This is a genomic window from Westiellopsis prolifica IICB1 (genome assembly GCF_004323185.1).
Classification (GTDB): Bacteria; Cyanobacteriota; Cyanobacteriia; order Cyanobacteriales; family Nostocaceae; genus Pelatocladus; species Pelatocladus prolificus_A.
Map to the genome: position 1 here is coordinate 2,590,993 of NZ_NAPS01000001.1, position 16,263 is coordinate 2,607,255.

Annotated in this window: 12 protein-coding genes and 1 tRNA gene; 7 read left to right on the forward strand and 6 right to left on the reverse strand. The window is 40.9% G+C overall.

The genetic code is table 11. The annotated features are described in order from the left end of the window. Positions 1-176: 176 nt before the first annotated feature. The 3 genes from B4U84_RS10820 to B4U84_RS10830 are packed head-to-tail and all read right to left on the reverse strand — an operon-like array spanning position 177 to position 2,831. Positions 177-1,793: a hybrid sensor histidine kinase/response regulator gene (locus B4U84_RS10820; RefSeq protein WP_131118870.1), complete on the reverse strand. Its 1,617-nt coding sequence runs from the start codon at positions 1,791-1,793 to the stop codon at positions 177-179. 59 nt (positions 1,794-1,852) lie between these two features. Beyond that, on the reverse strand, positions 1,853-2,458 hold the full coding sequence (locus B4U84_RS10825) for a chemotaxis protein CheC (protein WP_131117744.1): 606 nt from the start codon (positions 2,456-2,458) through the stop codon (positions 1,853-1,855). A 7-nt stretch (positions 2,459-2,465) separates the two neighbouring features. Beyond that, a complete protein-coding gene (locus tag B4U84_RS10830; protein ID WP_131117747.1) occupies positions 2,466-2,831 on the reverse strand; it encodes a response regulator in 366 nt (121 codons plus the stop codon). A 698-nt stretch (positions 2,832-3,529) separates the two neighbouring features. Between B4U84_RS10830 and B4U84_RS10835 the strand changes: the two genes are divergently transcribed. From B4U84_RS10835 to B4U84_RS10860, 6 genes are all read left to right on the forward strand, one after another. Beyond that, entirely contained in the window at positions 3,530-5,731 is a 2,202-nt protein-coding gene (locus B4U84_RS10835; protein WP_165490295.1) for a chemotaxis protein CheA, read from the forward strand. A 150-nt stretch (positions 5,732-5,881) separates the two neighbouring features. Beyond that, positions 5,882-6,340, forward strand: coding sequence for a chemotaxis protein CheW (locus B4U84_RS10840; protein ID WP_131117753.1), 459 nt, complete (start codon positions 5,882-5,884; stop codon positions 6,338-6,340). 158 nt (positions 6,341-6,498) lie between these two features. Further along, complete coding sequence (locus tag B4U84_RS10845; RefSeq protein WP_131117756.1) at positions 6,499-7,803, forward strand: methyl-accepting chemotaxis protein; 1,305 nt, start codon at positions 6,499-6,501, stop codon at positions 7,801-7,803. Between the two features lie 187 nt (positions 7,804-7,990). Further along, positions 7,991-9,046 carry a protein-glutamate methylesterase/protein-glutamine glutaminase gene (locus tag B4U84_RS10850; protein ID WP_131117759.1) on the forward strand — a complete coding sequence of 352 codons (1,056 nt, stop codon included), beginning with the start codon at positions 7,991-7,993 and terminating at the stop codon, positions 9,044-9,046. 11 nt (positions 9,047-9,057) lie between these two features. Next, complete coding sequence (locus tag B4U84_RS10855) at positions 9,058-9,891, forward strand: CheR family methyltransferase (protein WP_242677597.1); 834 nt, start codon at positions 9,058-9,060, stop codon at positions 9,889-9,891. Between the two features lie 139 nt (positions 9,892-10,030). Next, a complete protein-coding gene (locus tag B4U84_RS10860; RefSeq protein WP_131117764.1) occupies positions 10,031-10,693 on the forward strand; it encodes a cytochrome b N-terminal domain-containing protein in 663 nt (220 codons plus the stop codon). On the opposite strand, the gene B4U84_RS10865 is transcribed toward B4U84_RS10860, so the two are convergent. Further along, positions 10,660-12,588 (reverse strand): cation:proton antiporter, encoded by a 1,929-nt coding sequence (locus B4U84_RS10865; protein WP_017313318.1) that lies wholly within the window; start codon positions 12,586-12,588, stop codon positions 10,660-10,662. The genes B4U84_RS10860 and B4U84_RS10865 overlap by 34 nt on opposite strands. Before the next feature lie 361 nt (positions 12,589-12,949). Here B4U84_RS10865 and B4U84_RS10870 point away from each other — a divergent pair. Further along, positions 12,950-13,022, forward strand: a tRNA-Glu gene (locus tag B4U84_RS10870). 102 nt (positions 13,023-13,124) lie between these two features. Here the strand turns inward: B4U84_RS10870 and B4U84_RS10875 are convergent. Both B4U84_RS10875 and B4U84_RS10880 read right to left on the reverse strand, forming a co-directional pair. Continuing rightward, a complete protein-coding gene (locus B4U84_RS10875) occupies positions 13,125-13,697 on the reverse strand; it encodes an SRPBCC family protein (protein WP_131117767.1) in 573 nt (190 codons plus the stop codon). Further along, entirely contained in the window at positions 13,690-15,750 is a 2,061-nt protein-coding gene (locus tag B4U84_RS10880; RefSeq protein WP_131117770.1) for a GAF domain-containing sensor histidine kinase, read from the reverse strand. The genes B4U84_RS10875 and B4U84_RS10880 overlap by 8 nt, the downstream gene beginning before the upstream one ends. Positions 15,751-16,263 lie beyond the last annotated feature (513 nt).

Below are 16,263 nucleotides of genomic sequence, written 5' to 3' on the forward strand. Positions count from 1 at the left end.
AACGTTGAAGCAGATTGAACAAACGCTTTAATGTTCTCTATGGATGGAGGAATGTTAATAAACAACGTTGAAGCAGATTGAACAAACGCTTTAATGTTCTCTATGGATGAAACAACGTTGTAAGCTAATGCACCTTGAATTGCTGATTGTGCCGTACTTTCAGCGGTGGGAGGATGTCAATTTTTCACAAGTGCTGCAATTGCTGCAACTAACTTTGCAGGATCAGCAGGTTTGGCAATATGCATTTGAAAGCCGGCTGCAAAAACTTGTTGTTGCGTCGTTTCTGCGGCGTAAGCAGTCAGAGCGATCGCAGGAATTTTTCCGCCTTGATGAGTCGGTAGCGATCGCAGTTTGCGAATTAAAGCGTAGCCATCAAATTCTGGCATACCCAAATCACTTAACAGCAAATCTGGCTTTGATTGAGCGATCGCTACGAGTGCTTCCTTTGCTGAGGTTGCGATCGTCACAGTTGCTCCCTGTTCTTCTAACAAAAACGCCAGAAACTCGCGTGTATCTGCATCATCATCCACGACTAACAACTGCATACCTTCGAGCGGCGCATGGAGCATACACAATGGATAGTAATCATCACATGTTTTGTGAGCTGCACTTACTAATTCTTGATTCTTTTGCAGCACAGGTAAACTAACTGTAAATATTGCACCTTGTCCTTCTCCTAGACTTTCTGCCCAAACTCTACCACCGTGTAACTCGACAAGTTGGCGTACAATCGCCAAACCAAGTCCTAGTCCACCTGATCTGCGGGTGATACTACTATCTGCCTGACGAAAATACTCAAATACATAGGGCAAAAAGTCAAGATTAATACCCTGGCCTGTATCCTGAACTCGAATGTGTACGTGAGAATCAATTTCTTCTAAATAGACATCAACTTTTCCGCCTGTTGGTGTAAATTTGACTGCATTAGAAAGCAGATTCCAAACCACTTGTTGCAGACGACCACTATCACCCTTTACCCGTCCAATCTTTCTCCCTAAATTCAGACTGATTTGAATTGATTTAGCTTCGGCTGCTAACCGTACTGTCTCTAAAGCAGCTTCAATAACAGCAGCAAGATTAACGGTTTCTAAATTGAGTCCTAACTTACCTCGAAGAATGCGCGAAATATCCAGCAAGTCATCAATTAATTGTACCTGCTGTTCTGCATTTCGTTCGATAGTTTCCACAGCCCGAACCTTAGCAACTTCATTCAATGAGCCTTTTTTCAAAAGTTTTGCCCAACCCAAAATAGGATGAAGAGGAGAACGCAATTCATGAGAAACAATAGCGAGAAATTCATCTTTGACGCGGTTCGCTTTTTCAGCTGCTTCTTTTGCTTTTTGATGTTCTTCTGCTAGAGATAATGCCTGATCTCGCAAGTTTTTATATTCTTGAACTCGAAACGTTAAATCAGTGACATCTTGAATTGAAAAAAGAGCATAAAATCCATCTCCATCTAATGCAGGAACAGCAGTTACTGTTGTGTGTTGAATGCAGTATCTATCCTGCGGTAGCGGTACGGGAAGAACATATTTATGCAATTGCGAAGAAAAGATTGTAGGAGGGCCGCCTTCAAAAATTTGGTGTAAGCGGTTAGTATAGCGAGGTTGATTTAGAGGAGGAAAATAGTCATAAATAGAGTTTCCTAAAATCTTACTCCTGGGAATTTTCGTCCATTCCTCTAAACAGCAGTTCCAGAATAAAACGGTGTAATTTGAATGCAGAACAAAAGCTCCTAAAGGAATTAGATCTAAAAGGCTAAATTTTTCTTGAGCTTGTTCAATTTCGTTCATCATTACATCAAACCGTTTTTGATATTTTTTGGCACCGAAAATTATGATAATTATCCGGATCAGGTGACGCTAATTTCTTTATCAATTGCATTGATTAGCGCATCGAATGTACTTACCTCAAAGACTAAAATAATATCTCCGATAATTTCCAATTGTTCAATTGCAAATCTTGCTTGAGCAAGTATAATGTTAGAGTCATTTACATGGGTAGGTAATAATAAGTTTTCAATCGTATCTTCCAAATAAACGGGTAATGTGTAGTTCATGTGTTGCTTAAGCACATTGCTGATCGAACCCATGACCCCATTAATCACAATATTACCAATTTCGCTTAAAGTTCCTATTTTTACCGCATCCAGATCAACTGAACCTGGTTCCTCTCCAGTCAAAATTGCAACTAATGTGGATGCACTCTCTGTGGGAAAAATCAAGCCAGCAGTACCATAAAAAGATCCTGTAAAACCAAGCCTGACAGTTGCTAAACTATCACTCTGAAATCGTGTTGCTAATTCATGATAGGTATCCGCAGCAGTTAAGACTTTCACAAACGGAATTTGCAAACGAATGTGAGAATCTAGCATTTCATTGAGTAGACTTGCTGCTCGACCAACTCCAATATTAATCAATTCTTGTAAAGCATCTAGTTGATCTGCTGTCACATTCATGAGAGCTTTATTCCTTGCTATGAAGAACTTGTTGAACCGCCTCTCGCAATTCATGTTCTTTTGGCGGTTTATTGATAAAGTTAACTGCTCCCAAATTATAACTTTTATTGCGTGCTGCTTCCTGGATATCGGCAGAAATGATAATTGTGGGAATTTTCAATCCTTCATTTTGTAAAGCCTGGAGAAATTCAAAGCCATTCATATCTGGCATTAAAAGATCTGCTAATATGCAATTTGGTGTATGGTTGTGAACCATTTCTAATCCCTCGCGTCCGTTGGTTGCTTCTAGGATTTCATAGCCATCCACTTGCAGAAATTTGCGAATCATTCTGCGAGAAAAAGCTGCATCATCAATAATGAGAACTAATGCCATCCGCTTTACCCTTTTGATGTTTTACTCATAACTCAATGAATTTTAGGTTGGTGATACTATGCCTAATTCTATAAAGTTTATATGATTACTTATAATTTAATTTAAACTCACTGTCATCGCCTCTCCTTGCTAATGATAGAAGTGCTAGAGATTGAGTCAGGTTTGTTATTATAAGTGATTAACTCATCTTGATATAAATGAAGTAGAAATTTTAGTAATCGTTTACATCCATAAATTTTAATTTTAAAAAATGTGACTTGATATTTATATGAATTAATATAAATTAATAAATTAAATGAGATCATACCAATGATTGATCAAGATGCACAGAATATTAAAAAATTAACCGCCATAGACGCGCTCATAGGCTACCTGCACTAAGCCACTACTGGGCTTTAGACCCAGCACTAAAGTTTTTATTGATGCTTCTTACATAGCTGCCTACCTGTGGAAGCGGCTCCGCGTCTACTGCCCTCAGCATAAATGCCTTTCTTGGTAATTTTAATCTTTTCGGGATTAAGTCATACATACATCTCTCCAAAGAAATACATTGTTCAGATAAAATCAGCCATTTATGAGAAAATATCTGGAAATAGGATGAAAATTTAGGTTTACCCCCATTCCCTACTCCTTATTGCTTGTTTTCAATTCAAGTTACGATTAACACAAAACAGGTAGACTTTGAGTGTATCCAACAAATGGAGTTAGCAGAAATTGACGATGACATAGAGGCTTTTTTAGTTGAGAGTTATGAAAATCTGGAGCAAATAGAACGAAATATTATCGATTTAGAAAAAGCATCTGCTGATGGAGAAGCGCTTGTTCGTATTTATCGCTCACTCCACACGTTAAAAGGAAACTGTGGCTTTTTACCGTTTCCCAAATTAGAAGCGCTTGCTCATGCAGGGGAGAGTTTGCTTTCATCTGTGCGTGATGCAGCAAAGCAGCTGCCTAATGATGATCGCAATCTAGTACTCACTCCTCAAATCATCAATATCTTACTGCAAACAGTTGACAGTATCCGACAGATTCTATCTCAAATTAAGAACACCAGGGATGAGGGGGACAACGATTATTCCGAACTCATCAAAACTTTGACGAAATTACAACAGGCTGAATCGAGTTCTCAGCTGGCTGTGAATACTCAAGTGCAACAGCTTAGTGAACCTGTACAATTTCTCAATGGTGAACTGCTAGAAGTTTCCAATTTAAGAGCATCAGAATCTTCCTATATCCGAGTTAATGTTGATTTGCTTGATCAGCTGGTGAACTTGGTGGGTGAACTGGTTTTAACCCGTAACCAGGTGATCGGCTTGAGTAACAAGTTTCAAGATACCACCTTTGCTGCAACTTGCCAGCGTCTGAACTTAATTACAGCCGACTTGCAGGAAGGAGTGATGAAAACTCGTCTGCAACCCATTAGTACTATCTGGCAAAAATTCCCTCGCGTGATTCGTGATTTAGCGATCGCACTCGGTAAACAAGTCCAGGTAGATATGCAAGGGGCAGATACGGAACTGGATAAAAGTATTATTGAGACAATTAAAGATCCGTTAACTCATTTAGTCCGCAACTGCATTGATCATGGCATTGAATCACCGACTGAGCGATTAGCTAATGGGAAATCAAGTATCGGACGCCTATTTCTCAGAGCTTTTTATAAAGGTGGTAAAGTCAATATTGAAATTGGTGATGATGGTCGTGGTCTTGATCCAAAACAACTCAAAGAGCGATCGCAGCAACTAGGTTTAGTCAGCGCTGTGCAGGCGGCGGCGATGACTGAGTCGGAAGCTATGAACTTAATTTTTCTACCTGGCCTCTCAACCACTGAACAGGTTAATAATCTTTCCGGACGAGGGTTTGGGATGGATATTGTCAAGAGCAATATCGAGAAACTTAACGGTAGTATTGAAATTTACAGCCAGCCGGGACAAGGAACAACATTTAAAATTAAGATGCCCTTGACTTTGACAATTATTCCAGCATTAATTGTCAGCAGTGGAGGCGATCGCTATGCCATTCCCCAAGCAAGTTTACAAGAACTAGTGCGTTTAGAAGGAGAGCAAGCACTAAATAGTATAGAGACATTTTACGATGTACCAGTGTATCGCTTGCGTGGTAATCTCGTGCCATTGGTTTACTTAAATCAAGTGTTGCAACTTTCAGACAACATCAAGAACCTGGAAACACTGAGTTTGGTAATTGTCCAAGCTGATAACTATCAATTTGGATTAGTTGTAGACACAATTGAAGACATCCAAGACATTGTTATTAAACCTCTAGGAAAGCAGTTGCAAGCCCTATCTTTATTTGCCGGAGCCACTATTCTGGGAAATGGAACAGTCGCATTGATTATTGATGCGATCGCTTTAGCAAATCAGGCTGGTGTGAGTGCAAAACAAAAACAGCTATTATCGAGTGCAACGCCTGAAAATAATCAAGAGCAAGTGAGTGATCGCCAAATGGTTTTGTTGTTTGAGGGTTCCCAAGGCGCACCCATGGGAATTCCCCTAACAATAGCTTTGCGGCTCGAAGAAATTTCCCCTTCTGCTGTAGAAAAAGTAGCTAATCAGTATGTAGTGCGCTCTTACGGTGAGATTTTACCATTAATTGATTTACAAAATATTTTTGGCGATCGCCATGCAAATCACCTCGATGATCCCCTCCCAATCGTGATTGTCTCCCTTTCCTCACAACTTAGTGTTGCGCTGGTAGTTGAGCGTATTCTCGACATTGTAGAAGAACCACTGACAATTAAAGGTATTCCCAGTAGACCAGGTATTCTTTTCTGTACTGTTATTCAAAATCAAATTATCGAAATTCTTGACATAGAAGCCGTGATTCAAATTGCTAACCCCTATTTGCTGCAAGCCACTAAAGAAGACACGGTGATCATGTAGACGTGGAAAACAGAAGACGCGGTGAAATAATGATAATTCTTTCCCTGTCCACACCAGGTGCTACAACGGAGGAGCCACTGCGGTGGACGGGTTCCCCGGTACCTCCGCACGCACTGGCTTCCCTTGTCCTCCTTGTCCCCTTCAAAAACAATGGCTCAACAACTGTGTACCTTTTTGATCAACGAAATTTGCTTTGGTATCGATGTACAGCATGTTCAAGAAGTAATTCGTCCCCAAGTAATGACCCGTGTACCGTTAGCACCAGCAGATATTTGTGGATTAATTAACCTGCGGGGACAAATTCTCACTGTCATCGATTTACAACTGCGATTAGATATGGGTAAATCAGCGATGCGATCAACAATTCACCAAGGAGATGAAGCCCAGGGATTTAATATTATCGTATGTTCTGATCATGAAGTAGCTAGCCTAGTCGTTGATCAGGTTGGGGATGTATTAGAGTTTACAGAAAACACCTTTCAGCCCCCACCCGCAACGTTAAAAGGTAAAATGCGTCAAATGCTAGCAGGAGCTTACCCACTTGCAGAAGGTTTTCTGTTTGTTCTAGACACCGAAAAAATTCTAGAGACTTTAAATCGTGAACAGTAAAGAGAGTAAAGATAGTAAGAATTACCTGAAACTGTACAGACGCGTAGATGCTCCTAAGAGCTGCTTCAAGGTAAGAGTATAATCGCGTCTTTAACTGATAATTGTACAGACGCGATGTTCCTCGCGTCTCTAACTAATAACTTAGGAGTACTTGGCAAATGGCTACAAGTCGATCTGGGAAAACAGTCAGCTCTAAATCTTCCTCGGTCAACAGTGCAGATGCGATCGAAACCAATCAAACTACAACAGATGTGCAATTGCAGCCGTTACTGAAAGCACTAAAAGCAGCCAAAAACGGTGATTTTACTGTTCGTTTACCAGTCGAGAACAATGGTTTGGGTGAAATTGCCTCAGTTTTTAATGAATGGGTGAGTTTGAACCAAAATGTTACCAAAGAAGTTGCTCGCATGGCATCTGAAATTGGTACGGAGGGAAAACTCGGTTCTCAAGCAGTTGTTAAAGGTGCTAAGGGTTCTTGGCAAGAATTACTCGACAACTTGAACCAAATGTCTGCAAATCTGACAGAGCGGATCAAAAGTATAAATGAAGTCACCCTTGCTGTTGCCCAAGGAAACTTGTCTGGGAGCATCGAAGCAACTAACACTGGAGAGTTTCAGCAGCTGAGTGATAATGCCAATCAGATGATTTACAGCTTAAGGTCTTCAATCCGCCAAATGGCAGATGTGGCGACAGCAGTTGCATCTTCTGCTGAAGAACTGACCGCAGTTAGTAAGGAAATGACAGAAAATGCCAAACAAACCGCAGAACAAGCCACCTCTGCATCCGTCTCAGCAGAACAGGTGAGTCAGAATACTACTACAGTTGTAACTGCGGTGGAAGAAATGAATGCTAGCATTCGAGAAATAGCTAAAACTGTCGCTGAAGGTACAAAAGTGGCAAATGAAGCCGTTAAAACTGCCGATCGCACCAACCAAACCATAGACAAACTCGGTCAAAGTAGTGTTGAAATTGGCAAAGTCATAAAAGTTATTAATTCGATCGCAGGGCAAACAAATTTATTAGCACTAAATGCCACAATTGAAGCTGCAAGAGCTGGAGACGCAGGGAGAGGATTTGCTGTAGTTGCCAACGAAGTCAAAGAATTAGCCAAGCAAACGGCAAATGCTACTGAGGATATTAGCCAGCGAATTGAAGCAATTCAGAGTGATACTAAGGGTGCGGTTGCTGCTATTACTCAGATTACTAGCATCATCAACCGAATCAATGATCTACAAAGTGCGATCGCAAGTGCAGTTGAGCAGCAAACAGCAACCACTAATGAAATCGCTCGTAATATAGCTGAAGCAGCCAAAGGAACGTCGGATATTGCCAAAAATATCGGGATTGTAGCGCTCAATGCTCAAAGTACAACAATTGGAGGCAGTAACACATCCGACGCAGCCACAGAATTAGCTCGTATGGCAGTAGATTTACAGAAAGTCGTCAACAATTTTAAGTATTAATCTAATGGTCTGTCACACTAAGTATGCTGAGTAAAATAGTTTTTAGACTTATCTTCTTTCCCTCTTCCTTCGCGCTCTTGTCGAGTCTTTGATCATCGCAAATTGTACAGACGCGAGGAACATCGCGTCTGTTCCCTATCTCCACAAATGAATTTAATTTTGTCCAATCACTTAACTGATAACTCTTATGCCAAAAATTCGGGTGCTGATTGTAGATGACGCGGTGGTAGTTCGCAGTCGAGTTAGTAAAATTTTGTCCAGCGATCCAGAGTTAGAAGTTGTAGGAGTTGCTGCTAATGGTCGCATTGCTCTTGCTAAGATTCCTCATGTAAATCCCGATGTTGTGATCTTAGATGTTGAGATGCCGGAGATGAACGGCTTAGAAACCCTGGCCGCTATCCGACAAACTTATCCCCAAGTGTCGGTAATTATGTTCAGCACCTCCACCCACACCGGAGCGAGTGCAACACTAGAAGCTCTATCTTTAGGTGCTTCAGATTATGCAACCAAACCCAGTAACTTAGGAAATGTGGAGGCAATCAACCAACATATCCGCGAGGACTTGATTCCCAAAATCAAGGTATTTGGTGCTGTAAATAGTCCTTCTCCCAAGCCAATCACAATTGCTCATGCAGTTACTTTTCCTATCCGTACGAAGATAGATCGAGTGGATGTTGTAGCAATTGGGGTTTCTACTGGAGGCCCTAATGCTCTGGCTACACTACTTTGTCAGCTTCCAGCCAATTTATCGGTTCCGATCCTGATTGTGCAACACATGCCTGCGATGTTTACAAAATTATTAGCTGAAAGATTATCCTCAAAATGTCAAATCTCAGTCCAAGAAGCTGTTTCTGGAGTGATAGTAGAACCAGGACACATTTGGATTGCACCAGGAGATTTTCACATGGTAGTGCAACAGGACAAAGCTGTGGTTCGATTGGCTACCCATCAAAAACCCCCAGAAAATTCCTGTCGCCCTTCAGTCGATGTCCTCTTTCGTTCGGTTGCACAGGTGTATGGTGCTGGGACACTCGCAGTTATACTTACAGGCATGGGACAAGATGGGTTACATGGCTGTCAATGTATCCGTGAAGTCGGTGGACAAGTGCTGGCACAAGACGAAGCTAGTAGTGTAGTTTGGGGAATGCCTGGTTTCGTTGTGAATGCTGGACTTGCCGATCAAGTTGTGGGACTCGATCGCATGGCAGATGAGATCATACGACGAATTTTTTTGGATCAGTAATGCAGCAGACTATGAGTATAAGCACTACTGATTTTAACTATCTGCGTCAATTAGTTTATCGTCATTCCGCAGTTGTGTTGGATGCTGATAAAAGCTACTTGGCAGAATTACATTTACAGCCAATTGCTGAATCAGCAGGATTTGCTGCGATCGCTAATTTGGTAAGTTACCTGCGAAGTCAACCGTTTAGCAGTTTGCACATTCAGACTGTTGAGGCGCTAGTCACCAACGAAACCTCATTTTTTCGTGATGGCTATCCCTTTGAAGCACTCAAACAATTTGTGTTACCAGAGTTGATCAAAAAACGAGCTATTGAGCGATCGCTAAATATTTGGTGTGCTGCTTGCTCTCATGGACAGGAACCCTACAGTATTGCTATGCTGCTGCACGCCTATTTCCCCATGCTTGCCAATTGGTCTGTAAGGCTGATTGCTAGCGATTTTTCCAGCAAGGTGTTAGCGCGGGCGCGTCAAGGACGTTATAACCAACTGGAAATTAAGCGTGGGTTGCCTAAAACTTTCTGTGAACAGTACTTTCAAAAGCTAGATAGTGAGTGGCAAATTCAGGAAGAAATTCGCCAAATGGTTGAGTTTCGTCAGATCAATATTGTCCAACCTTGGTCATCCCTGCCCAAAATCGATGTTATTTTTTTACGCAATGTTTTAATCTACTTTGATATATCAACCAAAAAATCCTTACTGAAAAAAGTTAAGCAGCTATTAAGGCCAGATGGTTACTTGTTTCTTGGTAGTGGCGAAACAACTATCAACCTGGATCAATCATTTGAGCGAGTTCAATTAGATAAAGGTATGTGCTATCGATTACATAATCCTGAAATTGGGTAGAGGGGATCGGGACAAACAAGTTAAAAGTCAGCAGAGACGCCATGTTCCTCGCGTTTGTACAAAGTCAAACATTTCTTAATATTTCTTAGTTAAAATTGTATAAAAGTACATTTATAGCGAAGAAAAGGAGCGGTGAGTGATGGAAAGCACCGATTTTAATAGGGTTCTGCGGCGCATAGCCACGATATTATCTGTCGTCATTATTACCCTATCTTTGGTTGCAGCTTCTACTGGCATTTTGTTGTCTATTTACTACGAACCAGCAGCAGGTAGGGCTTATCAGTCGTTAAAACTAATAACAGATCAGGTACAATATGGTTGGTTATTCCGTAAAGCCCACAATATTGCTGGTAATGGAGTAATTGCGATCGCACTGGTGCAAATTGTCGTGTTATTTTTGGGTAGACAATTTCGCAAGAGTTGGCTATCAGCCTGGATTAGTGCGATCTTCTTCACCCTAACAGCAATTGGATTAAGTTGGACAGCAATGATTTTAAGCTGGGATCAAGAAGGATTCTGGCGTTTTAGCATTGAATTGGGAACCATTGAAGCGATTCCTTTGATTGGTTCGCAGTTACGTGAAATCCTGACTGGTGGCGCAATTAGTACGCTCACTATCCAAAGACTCTACACCATCCACAGCTATATTCTTTCCATTGCTGCCATTATCATTTCTGTGGTGCATTTATTGAGCGTATTGTGGCAAGAAAAACAAATGAAAGCTCAACTTGCAAACTCTCAAGGTCACAACTTACCATCGAGTAATGTTCAAGGTGCGGGAGCATCACTAGCAGAAAGTTGAGATTGAGATAATTTAGTGATTGGAATTTCTTCGACTTCTGGTAGTTTTTCTAGAGAGAGGCGATTCGCATCTCTACCACCCGAAAGACGTTTCAAAAGATTCGGTCTGGGATCATGCAAAAGGTAGATAATGCGATCGCCACTTTGCCAAGCTTCACCCGCAGGCATGATTTGCAATTTCTCATCCCGTTCTAAAAATAATGGTACTAACTCCCCAGTCCGGATTAATGCTTGTAATTGAACCTTTTGCAATGAAAAACCCGGTTCTTTAAGTGTTGTCATCCCTAACTTGACTTGCCCATCTTTGAGATATTGATTCCAGGTTTTAATTTGAAAGTCTGCTATAAAAGCCTGGTTCACTTTAGTATTATTTTTACCATTATTAGCTTGGGGATCGCGGGGGAAAATTGCTAAGACGCGGGGTGGGTTAAACTCTTCTGCGGCTCGTTGTGCTAACACAAAATTCACCTCACCATTTTTGGTCATTGCCAAAAAAGTCCCCATCGAAGCCAATCCTGCTTCTTCTAAAACATTAACATCCAAAGCACTACTGGTTAATACTCGCAGGTTTTCAGCTTGGGCTTGTTGACTTGCTTCAGGATCAGTGTCAATCATGACAACCGCTTCTCCTCTTTCTTGTAGCAGGCGACCAATAAAAATACTCAAAGGATTGCAACCAACAATTACCGCTCCTGTCGCTTCTTTGGACGTAATTTCCAACCATCTAGCAATCCAGCCAGCAGTTAGCCCCTGACAGAAAACTGTCATGATAATTGTTAAGAAGACAAGGGCTTTAATAGAATCACCACCGTTAATACCGTGTCTGGTCAGTAAAATCGCAAACAAAGAAGCTACAGAAGCAGAAACAATCCCTCTAGGTGCAACCCAGCTCAGAAATAGTTTTTGTTGCCAGTTCAAGTCACTGTTCCAGGTACAACATAGGATGTTGATCGGACGGACAACAAACATCAACGCCAAAACAGTAAATAAACTGCCCCAACCTAGTGCAAACAAACTGTCAATAGATAAATCAGCAGCCAGTAAGATGAACAAGACTGAAACGCAGAAAATCGTCAACTGACCTTTGAAGTGTCGCAGAAGCCGTTCTTCTGGCACCGAAGCGGTTCCAAACACCACACCAGCCACTACAGTCGCCATCAATCCTGATTCACTGCGGAGCATTTGGGCTAATACAAATAAGCCCCAGGAACCAGCCAAGACTACTAGGTTTTTGACCTCAAAGGAAAGAAAATTAGCATATTTGCAAATTAACGCCATCAGCCACCCGCCTACGGCACCAATTATGCCACCAATACCTAGTCGCATGAGCAAGCTGCTGATTGCCCCAAAGGCGTCGGCGTTATCATTTAAGATCGTGTTCAGCACTACTACGGCTAGAATGGCTCCAACAGGGTCAATTAAAACTCCTTCACCCTCTAGCAATGTGGCTACTGGTCGTTCCACATTAATTTGCTTAAGTAAAGGACTGATTACCGTCGGTCCTGTGACAACTACTAGAGAGGCGAACAGAAAAGCAATAGCCCAAGGAAATTCACCCAGCCAGTGAGCCGCCATCGTCCCACCAACTAACGTGATTAAAGTTCCCAAGGTTACGAGTAATTGCAAACTTGTAGAAACTTTGTTTAACTCTCGCAGTTCTAGATTAAGTCCACCTTCAAACAAAATTATTGCCGTTCCCAAAGCGACAATAACCTCTAACCCAGTGCCTAACAAATGGGGATGCAGTAACCCAAAGCCGTCAGAGCCAAGCAGAATACCAAACAGTAATAAAAATACGATACTGGGTACTCGGAGGTACGCAGCTATTACTTGAGCGCTGATGCCCGCAACGACGGCTATAACCATCTGCAAGGTGATTTCAAAAGATGCTTCCATGTTGTAGATTTTGAGCTATGTTTTTCAAAATCTCTTGTAAAGAATTGTAAAGATTTAACTGACTAGGTGCAACATCACAACTTAATTTTTTTTGGTTCAGTAGAAAAACATTTTCCACTTAGTTGCTTATAATACAGCAGTTTTGGTGATTGGTAAAATCAAGACGATGCTAATCCTTGCTTTATCAGCTTTTGAGTGTCATGTTTACCTCCTAAAGTGCATTTTTTAACCATTGGCTATGAATCACTTTTGCTTCCACTAAGTTTAACCTGCTGCTATTTAAAATTTTGCTATCAAATTATTCGTTTGACCTGTTGACATTAAAAGTAAAAGCCGCTAAATTTATAAAAGTGTGAACCGCGCCCCCATCGTCTAGAGGCCTAGGACACCTCCCTTTCACGGAGGTAACGGGGATTCGAATTCCCCTGGGGGTATCCTTAGATATATAGAAAAATTAAGCCCTGTTAGAATTTGTAAATCTCTAGCAGGGCTTAATTTTTTCGTTAAGAGACTTCCCACACTCCCTTGTCTTAAGTTTATTTTTTGGAGTTCTCTAAACGCTGATAAATGGCCAGTAAATTGAGTTGTAGGTCTTTGGCAAGGCGATGTTCAATGATTCCCACTGGCATAGTCAGTTTAGGCCAAACTTTGACTGTGTAGGAAAGATTAGTTCCTATTTGTTGACCCAGGGAACACGGTTCTAAGCACCAGCTACCAGAGAAATCTTTAAAATCACCCTCTATCATTTGGAAAGTGATTTTTTTGGGAAAGCGTTCCTCAAGATCGAGAACCACACGTGCAGAAAAATTCATGCGTAAAAAGCGCTGAGAACCTATTTGTTCTAAGCGAATACCCCCGTTGGGGTGTTCCAGCAAACGACTTTGAGCTAAGTTTGGGATAAATTCGGCTAAGGCTTCATAGTTGGTGAGTACTTCCCAAACTTGTGTCACTGGTTGGGGAATTTGAATTTTAGCGGTAATTTGTCGCTGTCGGTCAGTGATCTTCTCGATTTGAATAGCCACAGCTTGCAAATCATTCGCTTCTAGGGTGGTTTCGTCTTCAATGGCGATGAAGTCGAGTTCTTCTGGTGTGTATTTTTCTTCAGTCACTTTCGGAGTAGGTTTGATCTTGGTCAGAAAATTGGGGCAGATTTAAAAGAAAACAGATTTTGCTGAGATCTGTATTTTCAATCGGAGTACTCTCCACAGCGATTTCCCCACTCAAATGCTGCACTAAGGATTTTACCAGAGCAAGTCCTAAGCCAGTGCCAGGAGTCCATCTTCCTCTACCGCGACGGAATGCATCAAATATATAGATGGCTTCTGCTTCTGAGATGCTATGTCCGACGTTGGTTATTTTAATAATAACCCGATCAACTTGTTGAATAAGTTGGTGTGTGGCTTCTAGCTGGATGATAGTATCTGTTTCTGAGAATTTAATAGCGTTAGTTAAGAGTTCTTGCAAAATGCGATCAAAACTTTCTATTTCAGTTTGTAGTTCTAGGGATGGTTCCGGTAACTCATAAGAAATAGTTAATCTTTTTTCTAGGAGTTTTTTCTCAAAAGATGCTGATATTTCTTGGATTCTGCTATTTAAGTCTAGGGTGGCAAATTGTGGGGGTTCTTGATGAGTGTCTAGTTTTTGGAGTGTCAATAGGTCATTGATTAAATTTATTTCTTTGGTACACTCTTCCTCTAGTATATCTAGATACCTGGTTTGCTGTTCGGGGGATCTTCCTGGTTGACGCAGCATCCGTAAAGCCATACGCATATTTGTTAAAGGATAGCGTAGGCGATCGCTCATGTTACTTAAAAACTCATCTTTAAGTTGGTTAAGTTCTCGCAATTGCTCAACATATTGCTTTGTTCTTTCATAGAGTTTTGCTTGAACGTCTAAACTGCGCTTTAACTGGGATGTACGTTCATCTACTAAGGTTTGTACTTGCCGTAGTGTTTGTGTTTGAATGATGGCATTGCTCAGTTGAGCGCAGACCATTTCTACCATGTTGATTTGCGCTGTTTCCCAGTAACGCGGTTGGGTTTGCTGTAATGCCAAAAATCCTAAAACTTTGCCTTGATTCTCCAAGCGCATTAACAGCATTGCAGGTAGTTTTTCTAAAATAAAAGCTTTGGCGATTGTGGAGGTATCTTTGCGCCGATCTCCTGTATCATTAATAATTACAGGCTTACCAGATTCTGTTGTAAAAGCACGCCGACTAATACCACAATCTAAAAGCCAGTAGGAATAGTCTTGGTTGTCTTGTTTATCAAGATAAATATCTTCTGGTTGTCTAGACCATTGACCAATAACTGTGGCTTTTGCTTGCGGAATTTGTTTTTTACGTAGATTTTTAAATAGGGGATCAGTATATTTAAGTAATATTATTAAACCCCGGTCGGCTTCTAGAGCTTCGGCAGTAGAAGCGATCGCAACCTGAAGCATCTGATTAATCTCCAAGTTGCTACGGCCGAGTATTGTTAATTGCTTGATCAGGTTTTGATGCTTGCCACAAGTTTTGATATATTGCTGTTGTGAGGCGATTAACTGTGCTTGTGCCACATGTTCTAGAGCGATCGCGCAGACTGACTCTACTGATCGCAGCAAAGATTTTTCTGAATCACTCCAATCATATACCTGGGACTTAATTAAGTTAATGACGCCGTTCTTTTTGTCTGCGAAACGGGTAGTAATTGCCAGAACCGATTTGATTGGTATTGGCAATTGTTGACATCCTATTTTCAAACTATTTTGAATTGTAGCAATGTCTTCTATAGTTGGTTCAGCAGCACATTGGACTACTGGTAAATCCAACTGGTCTAATGAGAATATCTCATCTGGGGACGAATTTAAATACTCTTGGGGACACCAATTGGCAATCAATTCTTCGCTACCAGTCACCTCTTTGTGTGCAGTCACTAAGCAGCAGCAATCTACTTTGAATGTCACTCCTAGCAATTGGGCAATGCCTTGCAGCATCATTGCTGATGTTGAGCGATTGGCAATGATATAGTTTATCTTTTGTCCTAATTGGAGGGCTACCTCTTCCTCTTGCTGCATCAGATTGACCGGGTAGTGTGTGAGTCTATCTATTTCATCTGGGCGTTGTGCTAACGAAGACAAACGCTTTCTTATTTTTGGTACGCTTTTGGATATTGAACCCATTTTCTTTGTACCCAACCTCCTACCATATTCTTGATTTTTTTGTAAGGCTGCACCCTGCGATTGAATGGTTTATCTTGTCTTTTAAACTTTCTTTCACCTGTTATAGCCCTTTTGTATTAGAGATGGTGAAATCTCTTTGATACAAAAACTTTGAGTAATAAAACACATAAAAATTAGTTTCGTCGTACAAACAAAGATAATTACAACTTCTTACACATCTGTTTTGTTACTAATATTCACTTAGGTTATCTTGTCTTTAACTATACATAAACCGTATTTGCTCTAGATTTACAGCAAAGATTTCGTAATTTGTTCCCGCATTAATACTGAAAAATAATCAGAATAATGTAATATTTATTTTATATTTTGTCCGTTGACAGCTTACTTATCACCAGGTCAAACACCAGTAAAGGTAATTAACGTAAGGGTTTAGCAGACTTTTTGCTCACTAAACAAGTTCAGTAAAAAATGTGTACTGAAACTAGTTGCTTTGCTCCTTATTCTTTAGAATCA

Excerpts from the sequence above, each read along its gene's own strand:
- B4U84_RS10820 (WP_131118870.1), bottom strand. The coding sequence starts at position 1,793 with ATGAACGAAATTGAACAAGCTCAAGAAAAATTTAGCCTTTTAGATCTA.
- B4U84_RS10825 (WP_131117744.1), bottom strand. The coding sequence starts at position 2,458 with ATGAATGTGACAGCAGATCAACTAGATGCTTTACAAGAATTGATTAAT.
- B4U84_RS10830 (WP_131117747.1), bottom strand. The coding sequence starts at position 2,831 with ATGGCATTAGTTCTCATTATTGATGATGCAGCTTTTTCTCGCAGAATG.
- B4U84_RS10835 (WP_165490295.1), top strand. The coding sequence starts at position 3,530 with ATGGAGTTAGCAGAAATTGACGATGACATAGAGGCTTTTTTAGTTGAG.
- B4U84_RS10840 (WP_131117753.1), top strand. The coding sequence starts at position 5,882 with ATGGCTCAACAACTGTGTACCTTTTTGATCAACGAAATTTGCTTTGGT.
- B4U84_RS10845 (WP_131117756.1), top strand. The coding sequence starts at position 6,499 with ATGGCTACAAGTCGATCTGGGAAAACAGTCAGCTCTAAATCTTCCTCG.
- B4U84_RS10850 (WP_131117759.1), top strand. The coding sequence starts at position 7,991 with ATGCCAAAAATTCGGGTGCTGATTGTAGATGACGCGGTGGTAGTTCGC.
- B4U84_RS10855 (WP_242677597.1), top strand. The coding sequence starts at position 9,058 with ATGAGTATAAGCACTACTGATTTTAACTATCTGCGTCAATTAGTTTAT.
- B4U84_RS10860 (WP_131117764.1), top strand. The coding sequence starts at position 10,031 with ATGGAAAGCACCGATTTTAATAGGGTTCTGCGGCGCATAGCCACGATA.
- B4U84_RS10865 (WP_017313318.1), bottom strand. The coding sequence starts at position 12,588 with ATGGAAGCATCTTTTGAAATCACCTTGCAGATGGTTATAGCCGTCGTT.
- B4U84_RS10880 (WP_131117770.1), bottom strand. The coding sequence starts at position 15,750 with ATGGGTTCAATATCCAAAAGCGTACCAAAAATAAGAAAGCGTTTGTCT.